The following is a 16,959-nucleotide window of genomic DNA, read 5'->3' as shown; positions in this document are numbered from 1 at the left end:
TTATGAGGTCATTATGGACAGGTTCCATCGGTTTCGGATTGGTCAACATCCCGATCAAGCTGTATGCGGCAACGCAGGAAAGCAGCCTGGACTTTGATATGCTTGACAAAAAGGATAATGCAAACATCCGTTTCCAGCGGGTCAACGAAAAAACCGGTAAGGAAGTGAAATGGGAGAACATTGTAAAAGGGTACATGCTCAACGATAAATACGTAGTGCTTACCGATGAGGATTTTGAGAAAGCGAGCCCGGAGAAGACCAAGATGATAGAGATCACGCAGTTCTGCCTGCAGGAAGAGATCGATACGATCTATTACGAGAATGCTTATTACCTCGAACCCGACAAAAGCGGTTCAAGGGCGTATGCCCTGCTTCGCGATGCGTTGGAAAAAACGGGCAAAGTGGCGTTGGGTACCTATGTGCTGCGCAACAAGGAAACCATCGCGATGATCAAGCCAACGGGTAATGCCCTGATGCTGTACAAGCTCAGGTTCAAACACGAAGTGCGTGCACACAGCGAGCTCAAGATCCCTTCTACCAAAAGCAAACCGGCTGAAGTAAAAGTAGCGGCAACGCTGATAGAGCAGCTTACAAAGAAATTTGACATCAGTGCATTTAAAGATGTTTACAACGACAAACTATTGCAGTTCATCAAGGCCAAAGCGAAAGCGAAAGGAAAAACAGTGGCGAAGCCAACCATGAAAGTGGTTCATACTGCATCCAGCGACCTGATGGAACAATTGAAACAGAGCCTGGGCGGGCACAAGAAAACAACCCGCAAAGCTTCTTAGCTTGTTGCTTACTGAAAGGCATATCATAAAAAAGATCCATTGAAAACAATGGATCTTTTTGTTATCGGGTAGAAAAAAACTACGATCTTTTTTTCGCCGCTTTTTTCGCACCGGTTTTCCTGCTGCTTGCTTTTTTTGCGCCTGATTTTTTCGCTGCTTTCTTTGCGCCTTTTTTAGGAGCTGCTTTTTTCGCGGCCGATGTTCTGCTGGATTTCTTGGCTGCAGTTTTCCTGCTGCTGGTTTTTTTAGCCCCGGATTTCTTTGCAGCTTTTTTCGCTCCAGCTTTCTTCGGCACTTTCGCACCTTCTTCGCGGGCCTCAGACAAACCGATGGCAATGGCTTGTTTGCGGCTTGTTACTTTTTTACCACTGCGTCCACTTTTCAAGGTGCCCGCTTTTTTCTCGTGCATCGCGCGCTCAACTTTGTCGCCCGCTTTCTTTGAATACTTTGGCATAAAATGGGTTTTGTTTGAATGAAAAACAAAAAAAGAATGCCAGAGAAGAAAGGGCCGTTCTTTTATTGTCCAACGACCGGCGTGATTCATCAGTTATCCCCGCGCCCGATAACCACTGCCTCAAGATCCGTTGACGCTGGGCCCGTCAACACTTCGCCATCAATGCTGAACCGTGCCCCATGGCAAGGGCAATCCCATGAATTCTCTGCCGAGTTCCATGCGATCGTGCATTTCATGTGCGTACAGCTCGAATGGATGGCGTGCAGGTTCCCATGTTCGTCTTTATGGAGGGCAATCGTGGCGTCTTCGTATTTCACAACTTTGGCGTCGCCGGGAGCCAGCTCCACGAGTGCGTTGAGTTTATCCGCGGGCCAGATCTTCCCGATCATCTCACCCGCAACCGTTGCGTTGTGTTTGATAAAGTTCACAAATCCCGCCACCGGTTTCACGCGGTTGGGATCGAACAGTTTGGTGTAAGGTGTTTCTTCTCCCAGCAACATTTTGCTGAGCGTGATGGCGGCAACGCTGCTGTAGATCATCCCATTGCCCCCGAAACCCGTTGCCACGAGCACATTTGCAGCGTGGCCCGGCAGGTGGCCGATGTAGGGCAATCCATCCGCGGGTTCAAAGTATTGAGAGGACCACGCATAGATCACTTCTTCCACATCAAAATGGGTTCTCACATGCGCCTCGAGCTGCAGGAATATCTTTTCGGTATTTTCTTCCGCCGCCGTCCGGTGATCGCAGCCGCCTGCAATAAGGTATTTAACGCCATCTATTTCCTGCGTACGGTAATAATGATAGGGATCTTTGCAATCGTAGGCCAAACCATACGGGTAGTCTTTTTCGTCTTTCAACCTTACTCCAAGCGCATAGGTACGGTAAGGTATGCAACGGAGATGCAGCAGGTTGATGCCGATGGGAATATGTGTTGCAAAAACAACTGCTTTCGCCTGGCAGGTTGTATCGCCGGTGATGCTGATCACATCATCACCCTCAATGCCTTTCACTCTTGTATTTTCAACGATCACACCGCCGGCCTCTTCAAAAGCTTTTGCCAGGCCGTATACGTATTGTAAAGGATGGAACTGCGCCTGGTTGTTAAACACAATGGCTTTGTTGTGCGTGATCGGAACAGGTATCCTGTCGGTGTAAGCAACTTCTACACCCACCTGTTGGCACGATTCAAGCATGTCGTCCAGTTCTTTGGCTTCGTCTTCGTTTTGCGCGAACGTGTAGCCGGGAACATGTTTAAAGCTGCAGTTGATCCGCAGGTCATCTATGTTTTGTTTTATCAAAGCGATTGCCTCCTTTGCTGCATGGGCCACCAGCTTTGCGTTGTCTTCCCCGAAATTTTTGATCATCACATGGTAAGGCGTATCGAGCATTGTATTCAGGTGAGCCGTTGTTCCCCCGGTGGTGCCGAAGCCGATGTTTTTTGCCTCGAGAACGAGGCATCGTTTGCCTGCTTTCTGGAGCAGCCACGCCGTGCTCAACCCGGTAATGCCCCCGCCCACAATGGCAACATCGTAAACCATTCCGGCTTCCGGTTTATTCGTTGGCCCGTAAGGCTCCATACTGTATTGCCAGATGCTGGTACAGGCGCCGTCTCTTGCGATCATTTTTTTACTGTTTGTTCAAGTGATTCTACAAAAACCCGTGCCAGTGCGGGCGATCATGCTTTGTCAGCGTTCCCTTCGCACAGGTATTTTTTTTGAAGTTGTAAAATCATGGAATGGTGGATAAGCATTTTTGGTGAAGGAAAAGAATTGACCGCTTTGCAGATGTCGGCCCGCGCCGTGGTGGTCTTTGTGATGGCGCTCGTGATGTTGCGTGTAACGGGGCAGCGGACGTTTGGCAATAAATCTGCCGTTGACAACGTCGTAATGATCATCCTCGGCGCGATCCTGAGCCGCGGCATAACCGGCAGTTCCCCTTTTATTCCCGTGATCTGTGCAAGTTTTGCCATTGTATTGTTCCATCGTTTCCTGAGCTGGACGGCCCTGTTCAACAAAACGATGGCCCGCTGGATCAAGGGCAGCAGGGTGAGCCTTTACAGCAACGGAAAGCAACACAAAGCCAACATGCGAAAAACATTAGTGAGCCACGACGATGTGATGGAGGCAGTTCATTTACAGACCAACACCGATTCGGTAGAAAATATTGCACAGATATACATGGAAGCATGCGGTGAGATGAGTGTAATAAAGAAAGATGAAATGGCATGAGATTTTTTGCCATTGTATATTATTAATAATCTAAAATCGTCAATCATGCCTACGAAGAGTCCCGCCAAAAAAACGGCGACAAAAAAGAAGAGTCAACCCGAATCTGAAAATACAGCGGATCCGGCATTAAGAGAATTTTTTGTGGATGAGATCAAAGACATCTACTGGGCAGAAAAGAAACTGGTAACCGCCTTGCCAAAGATGGCAAAAGCTGCCGGCACACAGGAATTGAAAGACGCGATCACCGATCACCTCGAAGCAACAAAGGTGCATGTGAGCCGCCTCGAACAGGTTTTTGAACTGCTCGGCGAAAAAGCACAAGCCAAAAAATGCGACGCGATGGCCGGTATTCTCGAAGAAGGGAACGGTATTGTTGAAGAAACCGAAGCTGGTACCGCCACAAGAGATGTGGGTATCATCCTTGCTTCTCAAAAAGTGGAACACTACGAGATCGCAACCTATGGCGGGTTGGCCACATTGGCCGCTACGCTTGGGTTAACAGACGTAAAAGAAATCCTGGGGCAAACACTTTCTGAAGAAAAAGATGCGGATCAACTGCTTACCGATATCGCAGAGAACAGCGTAAACTACGAAGCTGCAGCGGAAGTAGAAGCCTAGATGTACTTAAGAGTTTGTGGTTGGGGGTTTTGGGACCGCTAAGGGTTTCAAAATTTCCCAATCAACAAATTCACGATCGGGCGCAGAACTGACACAAATAGCGATCCGCTATACCTTTTTCTGAAAACTCATCAGTTCCGCAGGAGGGAGTTCGAGCCCGGCCGAGAGGTCAAGCACGGTTAAAACGGTTACATTGATGCGGCCCTGCTCAATTTTAGAGATCTTGCTGTTGTCGATGTTGCACGCATACGAAAGTTCGCGAAGGCTCAGCCCTTTGTCTTCACGCAGCCTGCGTATATGGGCCCCGAATTTCTGGAGTAGTACGGTGTCTTTCTTACTGATCATTGAATCGCTCTTCTCGCTCTGAAAATCATTCTGAACGATGAAAGTCAAACAAAGAATTTAAAAAGCCGAGGTCTAAAAAGCCCTCAACCGGCAAAAAACCTGGTTTGTGAACAGATCGAGTAAAAAAGATCAAAAAAAGGTCAACAAATCCGGCATACTGGCACGCAATTGGTACTTCCTTAAACATACACATGTATAGGGGTGGAAATTCTTCCTGAGAAATATACCCATAGCATCTGATCCGGGTAATGCCGGCGAAGAGAAAGATACATGTACGAGGCTCCGGTTATATGCCGGAGCTTTTTTTGCGGCATAGAATTTTATGTGTCTCAATCGGAGGCAATCATTAAAGAGGGCCCTTTTATGACATACACCAACCAACCCGGCGACAAAGACCCCGCATTCAGCAACGATAAGCTGACCGACCTAGTGATCCACAAAGACGATGATGCTTTGTATTCAGAGGAGGAGGAGGAAAGCGGAGAAGGAGAGAAACCCATGGAAGAATGGACGGGGGATGGTGTGAACGACGGCAACTGCTGGATCCCGATTCACTTCACTTATAATGGCAAGGATTATACTGCCGATGTACAGCAGAAGCTAAATATTTACAAAGAATACCATGTAAGCGGTATTACGCCCGCGGTAGACCGTTTGCCTGATCCTTTTGTGATCGCAGAGCATTTTACCAGGGAAAAATTTGACTTCCCCGTTAACGAAGAATATTATCCCAAATCTTTTGGCGACGCGGTTTTAAAAGCCATCGAGGATGGGGCCAACCTGGAAGGGAACGAAGGCGAAAACCAGCGCCCGGAACTGCCGGGCGAAAGTGCCTGATCCGCGGCTGGCAACAGGCCATTCCCGCCCATGCAGGTAACAATAAAAACACAGTACAGTCTTCAAATAAAGTCATTACTTTATCCCTTAAAAAAGGGATATGAACTCACGCAGGGATTTTTTAAAGAAGGCAGCGGTCTTTTCCGGTGGTACCGCCATGATGAATATGTTTCCGCCGGTGATCCAGAAAGCGCTTGCGATCAACCCTGCATTGGGCAGTACTTTCCTCGATGCCGAACACATCGTTTTCCTGATGCAGGAGAACCGTTCTTTCGACCACCAGCTCGGCACGCTCCAGGGTGTGCGTGGCTTCAACGATCCCCGCGCGATACAGCTTCCCGATAAGAACAAGGTTTGGCTGCAGACCAACAAAGAAGGCGAAACCTATGGCCCTGCGCACCTCAATGTAAAAGACACCAGGATCGCATGGATGGGTTCGCTGCCGCACAACTGGACCGACCAGACCGACGCGATGAACCTCGGCAAGTACGACAAATGGCTCGACACAAAGAAGGCACGCAACAAGGCATACGCCGCAATGCCGCTGACCATGGGTTATTGCGACCGGTTCGATTTTCCTTTTTATTATTCCCTGGCAGATGCATTTACGGTTTGTGACCAGAATTTCTGCTCAAGCATCACCGGCACACATTCCAACAGGCATTACTGGATGACGGGAACAAACCGCGAGAAGAACGACCCTTCAGGCATTGCGCATGTATGGAACGTAAGCAATTACGAGTACCCGGAACTCGATTGGAAAACCTATCCCGAACGCCTGCAGGAAAACGGCATCACCTGGAAGATCTACCAGAACGAATTGACGATGGGCTACGGGTTGAAAGGAGAGGAGAGCGCCTGGCTGAGCAATTTTGGCTGCAACGTGATGGAATATTTCAAGCAGTACAATGTTCGATTGCACGAAGGCGGAATCGAGAACCTGGAAACCAAAAGAAAGAACCTCACAGAAGAAATTGCAACGCTGGAAAAGGACCCCGCGAAAAATGCAACCCGGTTGGCCGCGGCGAAGAAACTGTTGGGATTGATCGCCACGGCGCAGCAAAGGTTTACAAAAGAATCATTCTCAAAATTGTCGAATGCCTACCAGGAAATACACAACCGCGCGTTTGTAACCAACAGCAACGATCCGTTGTTTCACGAGCTGGCGCCATTTGAATACGAGAACAACGGCGAGAAAAGAAAAATGAACATGCCCAAAGGGGATATTTTTCACCAGTTCAGGCAGGATGTGAAGAACGGTACCCTTCCAACCGTTTCATGGTTAACACCACCCGCTAATTTTTCCGATCACCCGGGCGAACCATGGTTCGGTCCGTGGTATGTAAGCGAGGCGATGGAAATTTTATTGGAAAACCCGGAGGTATGGAAGAAAACCATTTTCATTTTAACCTATGATGAAAACGACGGGTATTTTGATCATGTGCCGCCCTACATCGTTCCCAATCCATACAAAGAAAATACCGGTAAGGTTTCAAAGAACATAGATCCGAAAATGGATTTTGTGTTGAAGGACCAGCAGCACAATTCATCTGCGAGCGCGGCCAATATACGCGAGGCATCGCTGGGACTGGGTTACAGGGTTCCGATGGTGATTGCATCTCCATGGACAAGGGGTGGTTTTGTATGTTCGGAATTGTTTGATCATACCTCGTCGTTACAGTTTCTTGAAACCTTTATCGAAAAGAAATTTGGCAAAAAGATCAAGGAGGAGAACATTACAGAATGGCGCAGGATGATCTGCGGCGACCTGAGTTCGGCTTTCCGGTCTTACAACGGCGAACCCATAAAGAAGCCGGAGTTTATTGCGCAGAAACCTTTTGTGGAAACCATACACCAGGCCCAGTTTAAAAAAGCGCCGGCAGATTTTAAACTGCTTGGTAAAGCGGATATAGATCTGATCAACACCGATCACGCCAAATCACCTTATTTCCCAAAGCAGGAAAAAGGCATTCGTGATGCGTGTGCATTGCCTTATGAGTTGTATGTGAATTGTGAGGCCGACAGGAACGCAGTGGGCATCCGGTTTGCTGCCGGCAAAAAAATATTTGGCAACAAAGCCGCAGGCTCTCCATTCAAAGTGTATGCGATGAACCCATACCGCAAGGAAGTATTGCGTGTATGGGATTACAGCGTATCCCCAGGTGATGTGCTGAAAGATGAATGGAAAATTGCTGATTTTGACAACAACGCCTACCATCTCCGCGTGTATGCCCCCAATGGTTTTTACCGCGAGTTCATGGGCAATCCAAACAATCCCCTTGTAAAAATTACTTGCGAATACGAAACGGGAAGGATCAACACAAAAAAACTTACCGGCAACCTGGTGTTATCGATCACCAACAACGAGAACAAGGCCCTCAAATGCACCGTTCGCGATAACAGTTACAAAACCGGCAGCAAAACAAAAGAGATCGCCCCCGGCGCTAAAACACAACTCGTGTTTGATCTTTCAAAAAGCTATCACTGGTACGATTGCAGTGTTGTGTTTGAAGGATATAGTGCTTTTGAAGAAAGGTTTGCAGGAAAAGTAGAAACAGGCGAGCCCGGTAAAACAGACCCGTTGATGGGAGATGTGGTGAGTTAGTGAATCCCGATTGGAAGTAAGGGACCAGGAGTTAGACAGCGAAGCAGTAATCTTTGTTGGACAAGAAAACTGTAAACGTTTATATACGTTTGGTAAACGCTTATAAATATTTCAATCGTTCGCAAAACGAATACGGTTTGCCCGGCATTGCAACCTGAACGATGCCATTAATGTTTCGCATATTCCGATAAGTACCCGAATGCATCCGTCAACGCCCCATCCTTTAATATGGTGGCGCGGTCGATGGTTGGGGAGCCTCCTTTGCGGATATCGTCCAGTACGTATTTGATCAGTTGTTCTCCAAAATAACGGCTCGCATCGCGCGGCAATTCGTTGGGAAGATTGCCAACGGCCATAACGTCGATGCTGGTGCTTACATACGGCGCCGTTTTTTCGCCGCTGACCCGGTCAACACCATATACAGGATCTTCGATCGTGGCATCACCAAGGTTACACGGAACGCTTCCGTTCTTGTCGTCTGTGATATCGGCAATGGTCTGTATGCGGAAACCCTCGCTGCGCAAGGCTTCCATGCTGAACAGCCGGGGAATGGATTCCTCCCAGTAAATGCCATTCATTAAAATATCGGTGTGGTTGCAGAACTTTTCGAAAATGCAATCGTAGTTGCCCGCATTCGCGTGGAAATCTTCGCGGTTGTAGGTGCCCGTTTGTTTGTGGCGATAGAGATCGCTGCCTTTGAGGTGAACGTAAACGGGGTATTCGAAGTTGCGCTGCAGGTATTCTTCCGGTTCCACTTCCTGTATATCCATCAGGTTCATGATCTCCAGTATACCATGCGCCACGCGGCCGCTCCCGGTTACGGCTATTTTGAGTTTGGGTAGTTTGAGGCCGAAATACGTATGAATGAGTTCAAGATAATCTTTAACCGCTGTTACACGGCCCAGGTGATAGGCTCCCGTGCGGGTGCCGTGCGCCATGATGCCGTTGTGCGCACCCACAATACCCGCGAAAAAACCGAACCCGATGATCCGTTGCCCGTCTTCGTGCTCGAGGCATTCATAATCCACCAGCGTGATCTTTTGATCCGTCATTGCATGCAGCAGCCCTTGGTTGTGCGGCTGTTTCTTTCGCGTATGGGAAAAGAAAAGGTATTTTTTAGCAGGGATGAGTTGCGCAACCGGCACTTCTTTGATGCCCAGTAATAGATCACAGGCAGAAAGATCTTCCGTTACTTCAATTCCGGCATGTGTATATTCTTCGTCTGTAAAACAGCGGTTGGGCGATGACTGCACAAGGATCCTGATATCGGGAAAATGTTTCACCAACCATTTGCATTGCGACGGAACAAGTGCTACCCGGTTGTCTGCGGGCACTTTTCCTTCCCTGATAAGGCCTATTGTGAGCATTGCTGGATTTTTGTGCAAGATAGGTTCAAATCCATAGCGGTGATCATGCAGCCAGCAATTAAAGGAATATTCAATTTGATTTACCTGATTAACTAAGATGCTTCATTCCGTTCGTGTTTGGAAAATCGTTCTTGCCGGCAACTGGTTACGGTGCGGTCCGTGTGCGATGAATGCTCGGGGCAAAAGAAAAAAGCCGTGGTTATCAAACACGGCTTTTTTGTTCACTCACCAGGAAGATGTGCTAATTGGCATCGTCCTCGGTCTCATCGTCAGCGTCGGCTGGAATGTCTTCACCCAGGATTTCTTCGTCATCAGGATCAACTTCTGCGTCAAGAGAATCTGTGTCGACGGAATCGCCGGTAACGTCTTCATCGTCGTCTTCCAGATCGTCGTCGTCTGCTAACTCATCGTCCGTTAATTCATCGTCTTCTTCAGTCAGCGAATTTTCGGGAACGTTGTTTACAACTTCGTTGTCTCCGCCGCCGATTGTTTCGCGCGGATCCAGGAGACGGAATAAAAATTCATGTTTCATGTTGTGGGATTTTAGGTTTATGTGACGAAAAGCATACCACGAATGCCCAATGAGTAGAACCATGCACAGAGGTAATGGTAACTTAATAATCGATCGTAGATTTTGTGGAACGTGACTTGATTTCGTATATACTTGTACCGGGTATTGGGATTGACATAGGTATTGCGGAAATAAATCCCGATTATATTTTCGGCCGACAATGCGCTCTATAACATCGTTTTGGATTAATCACGCCAAGTCGTATTGCATAAAACGTATCTGTTGCAGACGATGTTATTTTAACCAATTATAAGGTGTGGTTTACTGGCGAGGAGATGTGAGGCACGCCGACCGCGGAGTCCCCTCCGGGAGACGTCCGCGGAGAACAGTGTGATTTTTTTGGCCATCGGGTACCTTGGGGAGAAGGGGAAATACAACAATCCTGAATGTTCGCCGCGGACGTCTCTCGAAGAGGACTCCGCGCAGCACGGGTTAACTATTCATCACGACCCTTCAATGCCTGCGAACGAGATAAATCAATATCCTGCAATTCCAAATAGGTGATCACTGGGTAAACACCTTGTAAACCCGTGTAATAATACCTAGCCGAACTGTGCACATAGTCTTCGGGTAGAATTGCTAAACCGTCTTTGCAGGGGTTCATATGAATGTAGTTCGCTTTTTGTTCCATAAACCGCAAGCTGTAACATTCTTTTTTATCGAATGAGGGTTCGAACACCTCATGCTTTTTGTTTTTCATCCTGTCTGTTGCGTTAACCCATTCGGCCAATTGCCGGAGTATATCATGATTACCATTACTTTCGAGTAGCCGCACCAACTCATACGCCATAAAACGTTTACCGTTGCCCACGATCGCATTGATCGACTTACTGGTTGTAGAAAACGCAACTAATGCATGCACATGGCTCGGCATAATCACATAGCCAGATACATGATGACCTTGCTGTTTCAGATAATCAAACCATTTATAAACTGCAGCATATCCATCTGTAATTTTGAACAACGGCAACCAGCGTGCGCAGGTCAGCGTGATGAAGAACACGCCATTGGGTTCTGCAATATTTTTTCTTACACTCATTGGAGCAATTTAGCACGGTAGCAGGTTCTATTTTTTGCGGCATAAACCTGATTGTGCTTGTTGTTTCACCTGAAATTAGAAATGTGTTTTATTGGCGGGGAGGGGTGTGCGGCACGCCGACCGCGGAGTCCCCTCTGGGAGACGTCCGCGGAGAACTCCGTAATTTTTTGAATGGACACCCTGTGGAGAACGAATACAATGCGATTTACAGCATCGTAATGTGATGTTGTAATCATTCATATATAAAAAGCAATTGACACTGAAAAAGATAGAACAGAAGAAGGATGATTGGTAAGAGATCGCAGTAATTGAATGCAACCGTAGTATCTTTAAAGGAGTGAGATGATTACACCTGGTGATATGTACTTATGATTACAATTTGAATAATGACCATTAACTCATCAAAAGTTCGCCAGAAAAAACAGTGGTCAGTTTAATCGGATTTTGCAATGACTGATGCATCGGTAAATAAATTGGCTGGGTTGTTTCTTGAACAGGGCCAGACGGGAGTAGTACCTGGTTAAAATCTGCTAGTTTACTTTCTCTCATTTTCTTCTGGTTTACGTTGCGGCTTTCGTTTTCTGGGGCATCGCCGGTTGTGTCACTTACTTGTATTTTTAAGCACAATATCGGCTTGCCGCTATTGCTTAATGATCGAATTTTGCAAGGCGTTCTGAAATGAGTTATATTTAAGGACATTCTGTTGTGGAGAATAAAAAATTATAAGAGTTTCTCGCGAGAAAAGTGAAGAGAAAGGAGACGTTTTTTATTTTTATACATGATCTTGAAAACAAGGATACGTATTCGCAAGCTGATTCTTGCTGGGTTACTGATAACGTTTTTCTTTATCTTGGGCTATTGCCTACCGCAATCTCATAAACTGCTTGTTCCTGTCAAGTCCGTTTTGTTTCGAATCGATCCTCAAAGCTTTTGGTATTATCCTTGGGGGGAGTCCCTGGTCCACAAGGGGGTGGATGTGTTTGTTGAAAAAGGTACAAACGTTATTTCGCCTGTTTATGGTATTGTGCTTAAAACTGGGACAGGATCTATTAGCGGTAATTATATCTATGTATTAGGGCCAAAATGGCGCATATATTATTTCGCCCATTTGGACACGGTTTATGTACGCCCGTTTTTAACAACCCGTACTGGAACTGTAATCGGTAAGGTTGGAAATACGGGGAACGCGGCCGGCAAACCACCCCATCTGCACTTTTCGATTTTTACTGTCTTTCCGTATGTGAACCGGTGGGATAGCAGAGCAATTGATGGTTGGAAAAAGATATTTTATTTAGACCCGCTTGAATATTTAGATATTGGAAAAGATAAGCTAGGACGTTGAAGACAATTACTGGTAAATGATCGCTTCAAGATCAGGATCGCTACTTTTGAAAGCCATCAGATCTTTAATTTGGGCTACGCGATCCATAAAATTTTTGCTTTGGTTTAATGGGTTCAAAGTTTGAGGACTCGGAAGACATGCAGCTAATCTTGCCGACTCCTCTTCCGTTAGATAGGCAGATTTTTTTTTAAAAAAGTGGTTTGATGCAGCTTCTATTCCATAAACTCCCTTTCCGAATTCAATTACATTCAGATATATATCAAGTGTCCTTCGTTTACCCCAAACAGCATTAATCATAAGCGCAAAATACCCCTCTAGAACTTTTCGAAAATAAGACCTGCCTTTCCATAAGAACACATTCTTAGCCGTTTGTTGCGTTATAGTACTCGCGCCAAATACCACCGAATCTCTATGTTTACTGTTGAACTCCCTCGCCTTTTTAATTGCTTTCCAGTCAATTCCATTATGTGCGCCGAACCTTAGATCTTCAGATGCGATAACGGCGAGTTTGATGTTTGCGGATATGCTATCGTAGGGGACATAATCGCGTTTTATTGTTGAGGTTCCGTGTAAATGAGATTCCGCAATGTAATAGGCCTGGGTAAGTGTGATTGGGGGATAGAGCCATTTGCAGAATACAACGTAAACTAGATTACTGAAGAACATAAATAGGAAAACCTTATACAAGATTCTTATCCATCTTCGCAAACGGGTCTTTTTCACAAATCTCATAGTTTATTTAATTTTTTTCTAACGCTTTTTGTTTAATATAATTTACGGCATTCGATGGGATTTTTACAGGTGTGTTCAGTATTAAAGAGTCGTAATATTTTTGTCCTGCGGAATCCTTGCGCTCCTTGAAAATTGTCATTAAATCGTAAAGCGGAATAAATCGGTTAGGGATTATGTTGTGAGCAAGCTTAAGATGGTATATCGAACGGGTATAGTCTTTTCGTTGTCCATAAATTTTTCCAAGTAGCAAATTTGCTTGATATTGATTGAGGTTCTTGTCTGAAGCGATAAACTTTAACGCAACTGCACTATCAAGCGCGAATAGATTGTCAAGATGTGATTTTGCAAAGTTCCGGTTGGCGTGTAAGATCGGCTCAGCATTTCTGAAATATTGTTCGGCAGTTTTAGGATCGGACATTGCCCAAAGTGTTGCTGTTTCCCAATCGTCGGAAGCTCGGTTATAGCTAATCCAGTTCCATAAAATCAAGGATGCTACACAAAAAACAGCAAAGCGCCATATGCACCGATACGTACGCGATTTATCCTGGTATAGAAAAAATAAGATCAAAAAAAGGAAAATAAGTTGATTCAACTGTACACTAAATGGAGCATATACAACTGAAAAAATTAAGAAAACAATGAGTTCATATAAAAGCACTTTTTTCCAGTTTAATGAGTTATACTTATATCGTATCAACGGTATCAAAAAAGCGCACAATAATCCGCATAACCCAGCAAATCCGTACTCGATAAAATAACGTAGGAATTCGTTATACGGGAATTCAGGGCAATCAGCCAGCACATGGAATTTGGACCAGGAAGCTTGACGTTCAAAGAAGGCAGCCTGCCATTGACTGTAACTAAACGCGAAAGTGTTCCGGCCAGTCCCTGTTCTCCAGTAGTCACTTAGGTTTGTTAGACAGACCTTCCATATCATTAACCTCCCGAAAGTGGAATTCCATTTAACGATTAAGATCAGAATTATAAAACCTATTGAAGAAATTAAAAACGTAGGATTGAGCAATTTAAATCTATAGTTCATCGCTGTAATAACTGCTATTGAAAAAAAACCGGCTCTGCTGTCAATCAATATCATCAGACTTGAAAGAAAAAAAAAGCATGCGAACCTCAGAACGAGGTGCGCATGCAAATTTTTTCTAAAATACCAGATAACTGGCCCGTATAGCAATGAAATATATAGTCCTGTATTGATGGAGTTTATTTTAGAAAATCTAAGATCTTTTTTTCTATAAGTTTACTATGCAAAAATAGCCGGGGAAATGATTCATTTAACAGTTGCTGTTTTTGTACTTCTCGTTTTTCAGTAAAAATAGCGCCGCCAGAAAAAAGCAAGTTTGGTCCTTTGGTTTCCTTAAATTTTAATTCAACAGTCTTTTGATCCTGATCGGTAATTGTTTCGTATGGGTCTGAAACAGTGATCATGTATTCATGTTTGTTTGCTTCTTTGTTATACGGCAGATACCTTGGTGCATATGGAGTTTTTGCAACTTCTATGCTTTTAATTTTATATGAACTTGGGAGAGATATCTGCAAAATACCGGTTTGACCTATGATAAAATTTTTATTGTTATACCTTTTTTCGCCATCTGGGTGAATTATTACTAATCCTCCGCCCTCCTTTACCCTCAACTCAATATAAATCGAATCCCAGTTTGAGGTTCCATAACTCTTATAGTTGAAGGTATCAGTGGAGTAACTGCGAAAACCATTTTTTGAGAATACCAAGGTTAGCATATCCTCCATTACCTGGAACGTACCCTCAGATATAGAAGAAAATTGTTCACCTTTTACCGGGGTTAGATCTCTGGAGGAGGACTTTAAAAAAAGAAACCTTCCTGTCTTAAATATCATGTATCCGTTACCATTACCGGGCAGGCTGACAGAATATATTTTGCTATTTTGAATAGGAACTTGTCCCATGACCGAGGTTGAAAAAATCAGCAAAAAAGATAGGAGGCTTGGCTTCATATTGTAATATAATAAAGTTTAAACTTGTTCTTTATCTACGGGCATTTTTTACCCACAGGTTCAATAGGCGTGCCCCACTGGTCAAGACCTGTGCCGGTTTTTTCTGCATCAATACGTCCCTGAATCCTTTTTCGTTCAGACTCGTCCATGTCCTGAAATGCCCATGTTTGCTGAAGGCCGGACCATAAGAGATCTTGTATGTATTGGGATGATACTGTTATTCCCTCTTTTGATGCAAATTCGTTAAGTATCCCGGAAAAAGGACCTATGTACTGCATTTGTATCACATTATGTGTGTCACCATTTAGATTGTACCAGAAGCCAAATGTATTCATTGCATCTACATCATCCTTGATTACATAACCAAAATTTTCAGCAACATAGCGTTGGGAAGCAGTGTCACCCAATGTTACAGCCTTGTTGTATAAGGCCAGTATCTGTGCGTGAGCCATCTCATGTAGTAACGATGCAGCTTTTGACAGGGTTGTAATAGTTCCATCGAAATTGGAATTGATTGTAATTTCGTAGTCACCTTGGGAAGTGGTGTTCATGTTTGTCGTCCCTCCGCGTGAGTTTCCTAAATTCGCTGTTTTGATAACTGTGCTGAAATCCGGATCGGAATAGGTATTGCATCGCAACGCCATAGCAACTGTATTATTTAAGGTGGCAAACGTTTTGAGAATTGCATCTATACAAGGGTCATTGGAACTGTCCTTTACTTTTTCCTTCAACCAATCCTGATCATCTTCCCACTGCTGGTGGGCAGCTTCGTTGAAAAAATCTTCGTCCTGAAAAAGGTCATCTAGGTTATTGATATTGCAATCTGTGTACTCACATGGGTTGTTGCCTGGACCTGAAAGTAATGAAAAGTCAAAAATTACCCCTGTCAAAGTATAGAAACTAAAAAAAGTGTTGTTCCCGCCCTGATAAACAGGATTGCTAACGACTGTCACAGGCGGTAGCCAGTCGTCGGTACGAACTTGCTTCAATTTTGAGGATGAAGCGGATTTTCTAAAGTTTGTTTTAGCATAGTCTTCCGTTACGCGTTTAAACTGCAATGAACCGACAGCGATAGCGTTTTCAAATTTCAGTCCGCGTACAAATCCCTTTTTTAAATCCCAGGCTGTAATCAAACCCGTAAAATCCTTTGCGCTGATTTTTCCCTTTTTGGTAGCAACATATTTGATGCTGGGTTCAAACTCTACGATCCGCGCGGCAAACCCTGTGCTTCGTCTGAATGGATAAAGATAAAGCAGTCTTTTTGAGCTGTATCCGCTGTGTTTTGTTATTTCTCTCATAGGTACAACGATCACACGGTTGTTACTCGAAAGTACTTTTTCTTTTGCTTTTCCCCATTCGACCGTCGCGTTTTGGAACACTTCATTGAAACTTGATCTGTTTTGGGATTCAAACCATTGTTGAGCGTTTGTAAGCCTCGACTTGAGCATAAAGCTATCTGTGTGACGGCACGAGAAAACTGCAACGATACAGAGTACGAAAGAAAAGAAAAAATACGCGAATGTTTTCTTCATTAGACAAAGTTTTGAATTGTTAATAATTGAATACGTCAATAGCGCACCGAGCATGGTGGTCTATTAGCAGCACCCAGGATGTTTTGCAAAACGTTGTTATAGATCAGCGCTTCTTTTTACAGCAGAATAGAGTGCTGTAACGGGGGGGGATTTTGTGCAATATAATAAATAATCGATATTAAAAAATACACTTATTGATAGTTTTAGCGTAATTCATTTATTTTATTTTTTGCAATTTTTTTTCAATTTGATGATTTGCGTGCAAAATCCGATTGCAGTGATCCATTAATTCCGATTCAAAGTGATGACTCGTCCTGAAAAAACCTTACACTGTTAGTAGATAATCCTGGTATTTTCTTTACACTAAATTACGTTTCTATTTATTCAGTTGCTCTTTTGTATTTCTTCCACCGCTTAGGGATCGTTCCCTCGGCTGTATGTGCTACTTCTGGTGTTAAATAATTCAAGCTGGCATGTGGCCTTCGACTGTTGTAGGCTTCTATTATACT

At 44.6% G+C, this 16,959-nt stretch carries 17 protein-coding genes; 6 read left to right on the top strand and 11 right to left on the bottom strand.

The window, feature by feature from the left end; all coding sequences use genetic code 11:
• Positions 1–2: 2 nt before the first annotated feature.
• On the top strand, positions 3–791 hold the full coding sequence (gene ku, locus GWC95_RS11250) for a non-homologous end joining protein Ku (protein ID WP_161818826.1): 789 nt from the start codon (positions 3–5) through the stop codon (positions 789–791).
• A 79-nt stretch (positions 792–870) separates the two neighbouring features.
• Here the strand turns inward: ku and GWC95_RS11245 are convergent, their stop codons facing one another.
• Both GWC95_RS11245 and GWC95_RS11240 read right to left on the bottom strand, forming a co-directional pair.
• On the bottom strand, positions 871–1,245 hold the full coding sequence (locus GWC95_RS11245) for a DUF6496 domain-containing protein (protein WP_161818825.1): 375 nt from the start codon (positions 1,243–1,245) through the stop codon (positions 871–873).
• A gap of 89 nt (positions 1,246–1,334) precedes the next feature.
• Positions 1,335–2,867 (bottom strand): FAD-dependent oxidoreductase, encoded by a 1,533-nt coding sequence (locus tag GWC95_RS11240; RefSeq protein WP_161818824.1) that lies wholly within the window; start codon positions 2,865–2,867, stop codon positions 1,335–1,337.
• A 108-nt stretch (positions 2,868–2,975) separates the two neighbouring features.
• Here GWC95_RS11240 and GWC95_RS11235 point away from each other — a divergent pair, with 108 nt between their 5' ends.
• A complete protein-coding gene (locus GWC95_RS11235) occupies positions 2,976–3,473 on the top strand; it encodes a DUF421 domain-containing protein (protein WP_161818823.1) in 498 nt (165 codons plus the stop codon).
• Between the two features lie 45 nt (positions 3,474–3,518).
• Positions 3,519–4,091, top strand: coding sequence for a YciE/YciF ferroxidase family protein (locus GWC95_RS11230; RefSeq protein ID WP_161818822.1), 573 nt, complete (start codon positions 3,519–3,521; stop codon positions 4,089–4,091).
• Between the two features lie 108 nt (positions 4,092–4,199).
• Here the strand turns inward: GWC95_RS11230 and GWC95_RS11225 are convergent, their stop codons facing one another.
• A complete protein-coding gene (locus tag GWC95_RS11225) occupies positions 4,200–4,484 on the bottom strand; it encodes a helix-turn-helix domain-containing protein (RefSeq protein WP_237722141.1) in 285 nt (94 codons plus the stop codon).
• 315 nt (positions 4,485–4,799) lie between these two features.
• On the opposite strand from GWC95_RS11225, the gene GWC95_RS11220 reads away from it, so the two are divergent.
• Together GWC95_RS11220 and GWC95_RS11215 are read left to right on the top strand one after the other, a co-directional pair.
• On the top strand, positions 4,800–5,273 hold the full coding sequence (locus GWC95_RS11220; RefSeq protein ID WP_161818821.1) for a hypothetical protein: 474 nt from the start codon (positions 4,800–4,802) through the stop codon (positions 5,271–5,273).
• 100 nt (positions 5,274–5,373) lie between these two features.
• The gene (locus tag GWC95_RS11215; RefSeq protein WP_161818820.1) at positions 5,374–7,878 is read left to right on the top strand and encodes a phosphocholine-specific phospholipase C; all 2,505 of its coding nucleotides are present in this window, start codon (positions 5,374–5,376) and stop codon (positions 7,876–7,878) included.
• 167 nt (positions 7,879–8,045) lie between these two features.
• Here GWC95_RS11215 and GWC95_RS11210 read toward each other — a convergent pair whose 3' ends face one another.
• The 4 genes from GWC95_RS11210 to GWC95_RS11195 form a co-directional block, all read right to left on the bottom strand.
• Entirely contained in the window at positions 8,046–9,245 is a 1,200-nt protein-coding gene (locus tag GWC95_RS11210; RefSeq protein ID WP_161818819.1) for an NAD(P)-dependent oxidoreductase, read from the bottom strand.
• 241 nt (positions 9,246–9,486) lie between these two features.
• Positions 9,487–9,777: a hypothetical protein gene (locus GWC95_RS11205; RefSeq protein WP_161818818.1), complete on the bottom strand. Its 291-nt coding sequence runs from the start codon at positions 9,775–9,777 to the stop codon at positions 9,487–9,489.
• Between the two features lie 475 nt (positions 9,778–10,252).
• Entirely contained in the window at positions 10,253–10,855 is a 603-nt protein-coding gene (locus GWC95_RS11200; RefSeq protein ID WP_161818817.1) for a hypothetical protein, read from the bottom strand.
• 393 nt (positions 10,856–11,248) lie between these two features.
• On the bottom strand, positions 11,249–11,404 hold the full coding sequence (locus GWC95_RS11195; protein ID WP_161818816.1) for a hypothetical protein: 156 nt from the start codon (positions 11,402–11,404) through the stop codon (positions 11,249–11,251).
• 235 nt (positions 11,405–11,639) lie between these two features.
• Between GWC95_RS11195 and GWC95_RS11190 the strand changes: the two genes are divergently transcribed.
• Entirely contained in the window at positions 11,640–12,197 is a 558-nt protein-coding gene (locus GWC95_RS11190) for a M23 family metallopeptidase (protein ID WP_202630281.1), read from the top strand.
• Positions 12,198–12,203: 6 nt separating this feature from the next.
• Here GWC95_RS11190 and mtgA read toward each other — a convergent pair whose 3' ends face one another.
• From mtgA to GWC95_RS11170, 4 genes are all read right to left on the bottom strand, one after another.
• Positions 12,204–12,920 (bottom strand): monofunctional biosynthetic peptidoglycan transglycosylase, encoded by a 717-nt coding sequence (gene mtgA / locus GWC95_RS11185; RefSeq protein ID WP_161818814.1) that lies wholly within the window; start codon positions 12,918–12,920, stop codon positions 12,204–12,206.
• 16 nt (positions 12,921–12,936) lie between these two features.
• Positions 12,937–13,587 (bottom strand): hypothetical protein, encoded by a 651-nt coding sequence (locus GWC95_RS11180; protein ID WP_161818813.1) that lies wholly within the window; start codon positions 13,585–13,587, stop codon positions 12,937–12,939.
• 560 nt (positions 13,588–14,147) lie between these two features.
• Positions 14,148–14,918 (bottom strand): hypothetical protein, encoded by a 771-nt coding sequence (locus tag GWC95_RS11175; protein WP_161818812.1) that lies wholly within the window; start codon positions 14,916–14,918, stop codon positions 14,148–14,150.
• A gap of 35 nt (positions 14,919–14,953) precedes the next feature.
• Positions 14,954–16,450: a hypothetical protein gene (locus GWC95_RS11170; protein WP_161818811.1), complete on the bottom strand. Its 1,497-nt coding sequence runs from the start codon at positions 16,448–16,450 to the stop codon at positions 14,954–14,956.
• Positions 16,451–16,959 lie beyond the last annotated feature (509 nt).

Source organism: Sediminibacterium roseum (assembly GCF_009939005.1).
Taxonomy (GTDB): Bacteria; Bacteroidota; Bacteroidia; order Chitinophagales; family Chitinophagaceae; genus Sediminibacterium; species Sediminibacterium roseum.
Note: the sequence above shows the minus strand (reverse complement) of the source record. Positions and strands in the feature narration are given on the sequence as shown.

What these genes read in the sequence shown, in the direction of transcription:
- GWC95_RS11230 (WP_161818822.1), top strand. Translation starts at nt 3,519, where the DNA reads ATGCCTACGAAGAGTCCCGCCAAAAAAACGGCGACAAAAAAGAAGAGT.
- GWC95_RS11210 (WP_161818819.1), bottom strand. Translation starts at nt 9,245, where the DNA reads ATGCTCACAATAGGCCTTATCAGGGAAGGAAAAGTGCCCGCAGACAAC.
- GWC95_RS11175 (WP_161818812.1), bottom strand. Translation starts at nt 14,918, where the DNA reads ATGAAGCCAAGCCTCCTATCTTTTTTGCTGATTTTTTCAACCTCGGTC.
- GWC95_RS11215 (WP_161818820.1), top strand. Translation starts at nt 5,374, where the DNA reads ATGAACTCACGCAGGGATTTTTTAAAGAAGGCAGCGGTCTTTTCCGGT.
- GWC95_RS11235 (WP_161818823.1), top strand. Translation starts at nt 2,976, where the DNA reads ATGGAATGGTGGATAAGCATTTTTGGTGAAGGAAAAGAATTGACCGCT.
- GWC95_RS11170 (WP_161818811.1), bottom strand. Translation starts at nt 16,450, where the DNA reads ATGAAGAAAACATTCGCGTATTTTTTCTTTTCTTTCGTACTCTGTATC.
- GWC95_RS11220 (WP_161818821.1), top strand. Translation starts at nt 4,800, where the DNA reads ATGACATACACCAACCAACCCGGCGACAAAGACCCCGCATTCAGCAAC.
- ku (WP_161818826.1), top strand. Translation starts at nt 3, where the DNA reads ATGAGGTCATTATGGACAGGTTCCATCGGTTTCGGATTGGTCAACATC.
- GWC95_RS11245 (WP_161818825.1), bottom strand. Translation starts at nt 1,245, where the DNA reads ATGCCAAAGTATTCAAAGAAAGCGGGCGACAAAGTTGAGCGCGCGATG.
- GWC95_RS11195 (WP_161818816.1), bottom strand. Translation starts at nt 11,404, where the DNA reads ATGAGAGAAAGTAAACTAGCAGATTTTAACCAGGTACTACTCCCGTCT.
- GWC95_RS11205 (WP_161818818.1), bottom strand. Translation starts at nt 9,777, where the DNA reads ATGAAACATGAATTTTTATTCCGTCTCCTGGATCCGCGCGAAACAATC.
- GWC95_RS11240 (WP_161818824.1), bottom strand. Translation starts at nt 2,867, where the DNA reads ATGATCGCAAGAGACGGCGCCTGTACCAGCATCTGGCAATACAGTATG.
- GWC95_RS11200 (WP_161818817.1), bottom strand. Translation starts at nt 10,855, where the DNA reads ATGAGTGTAAGAAAAAATATTGCAGAACCCAATGGCGTGTTCTTCATC.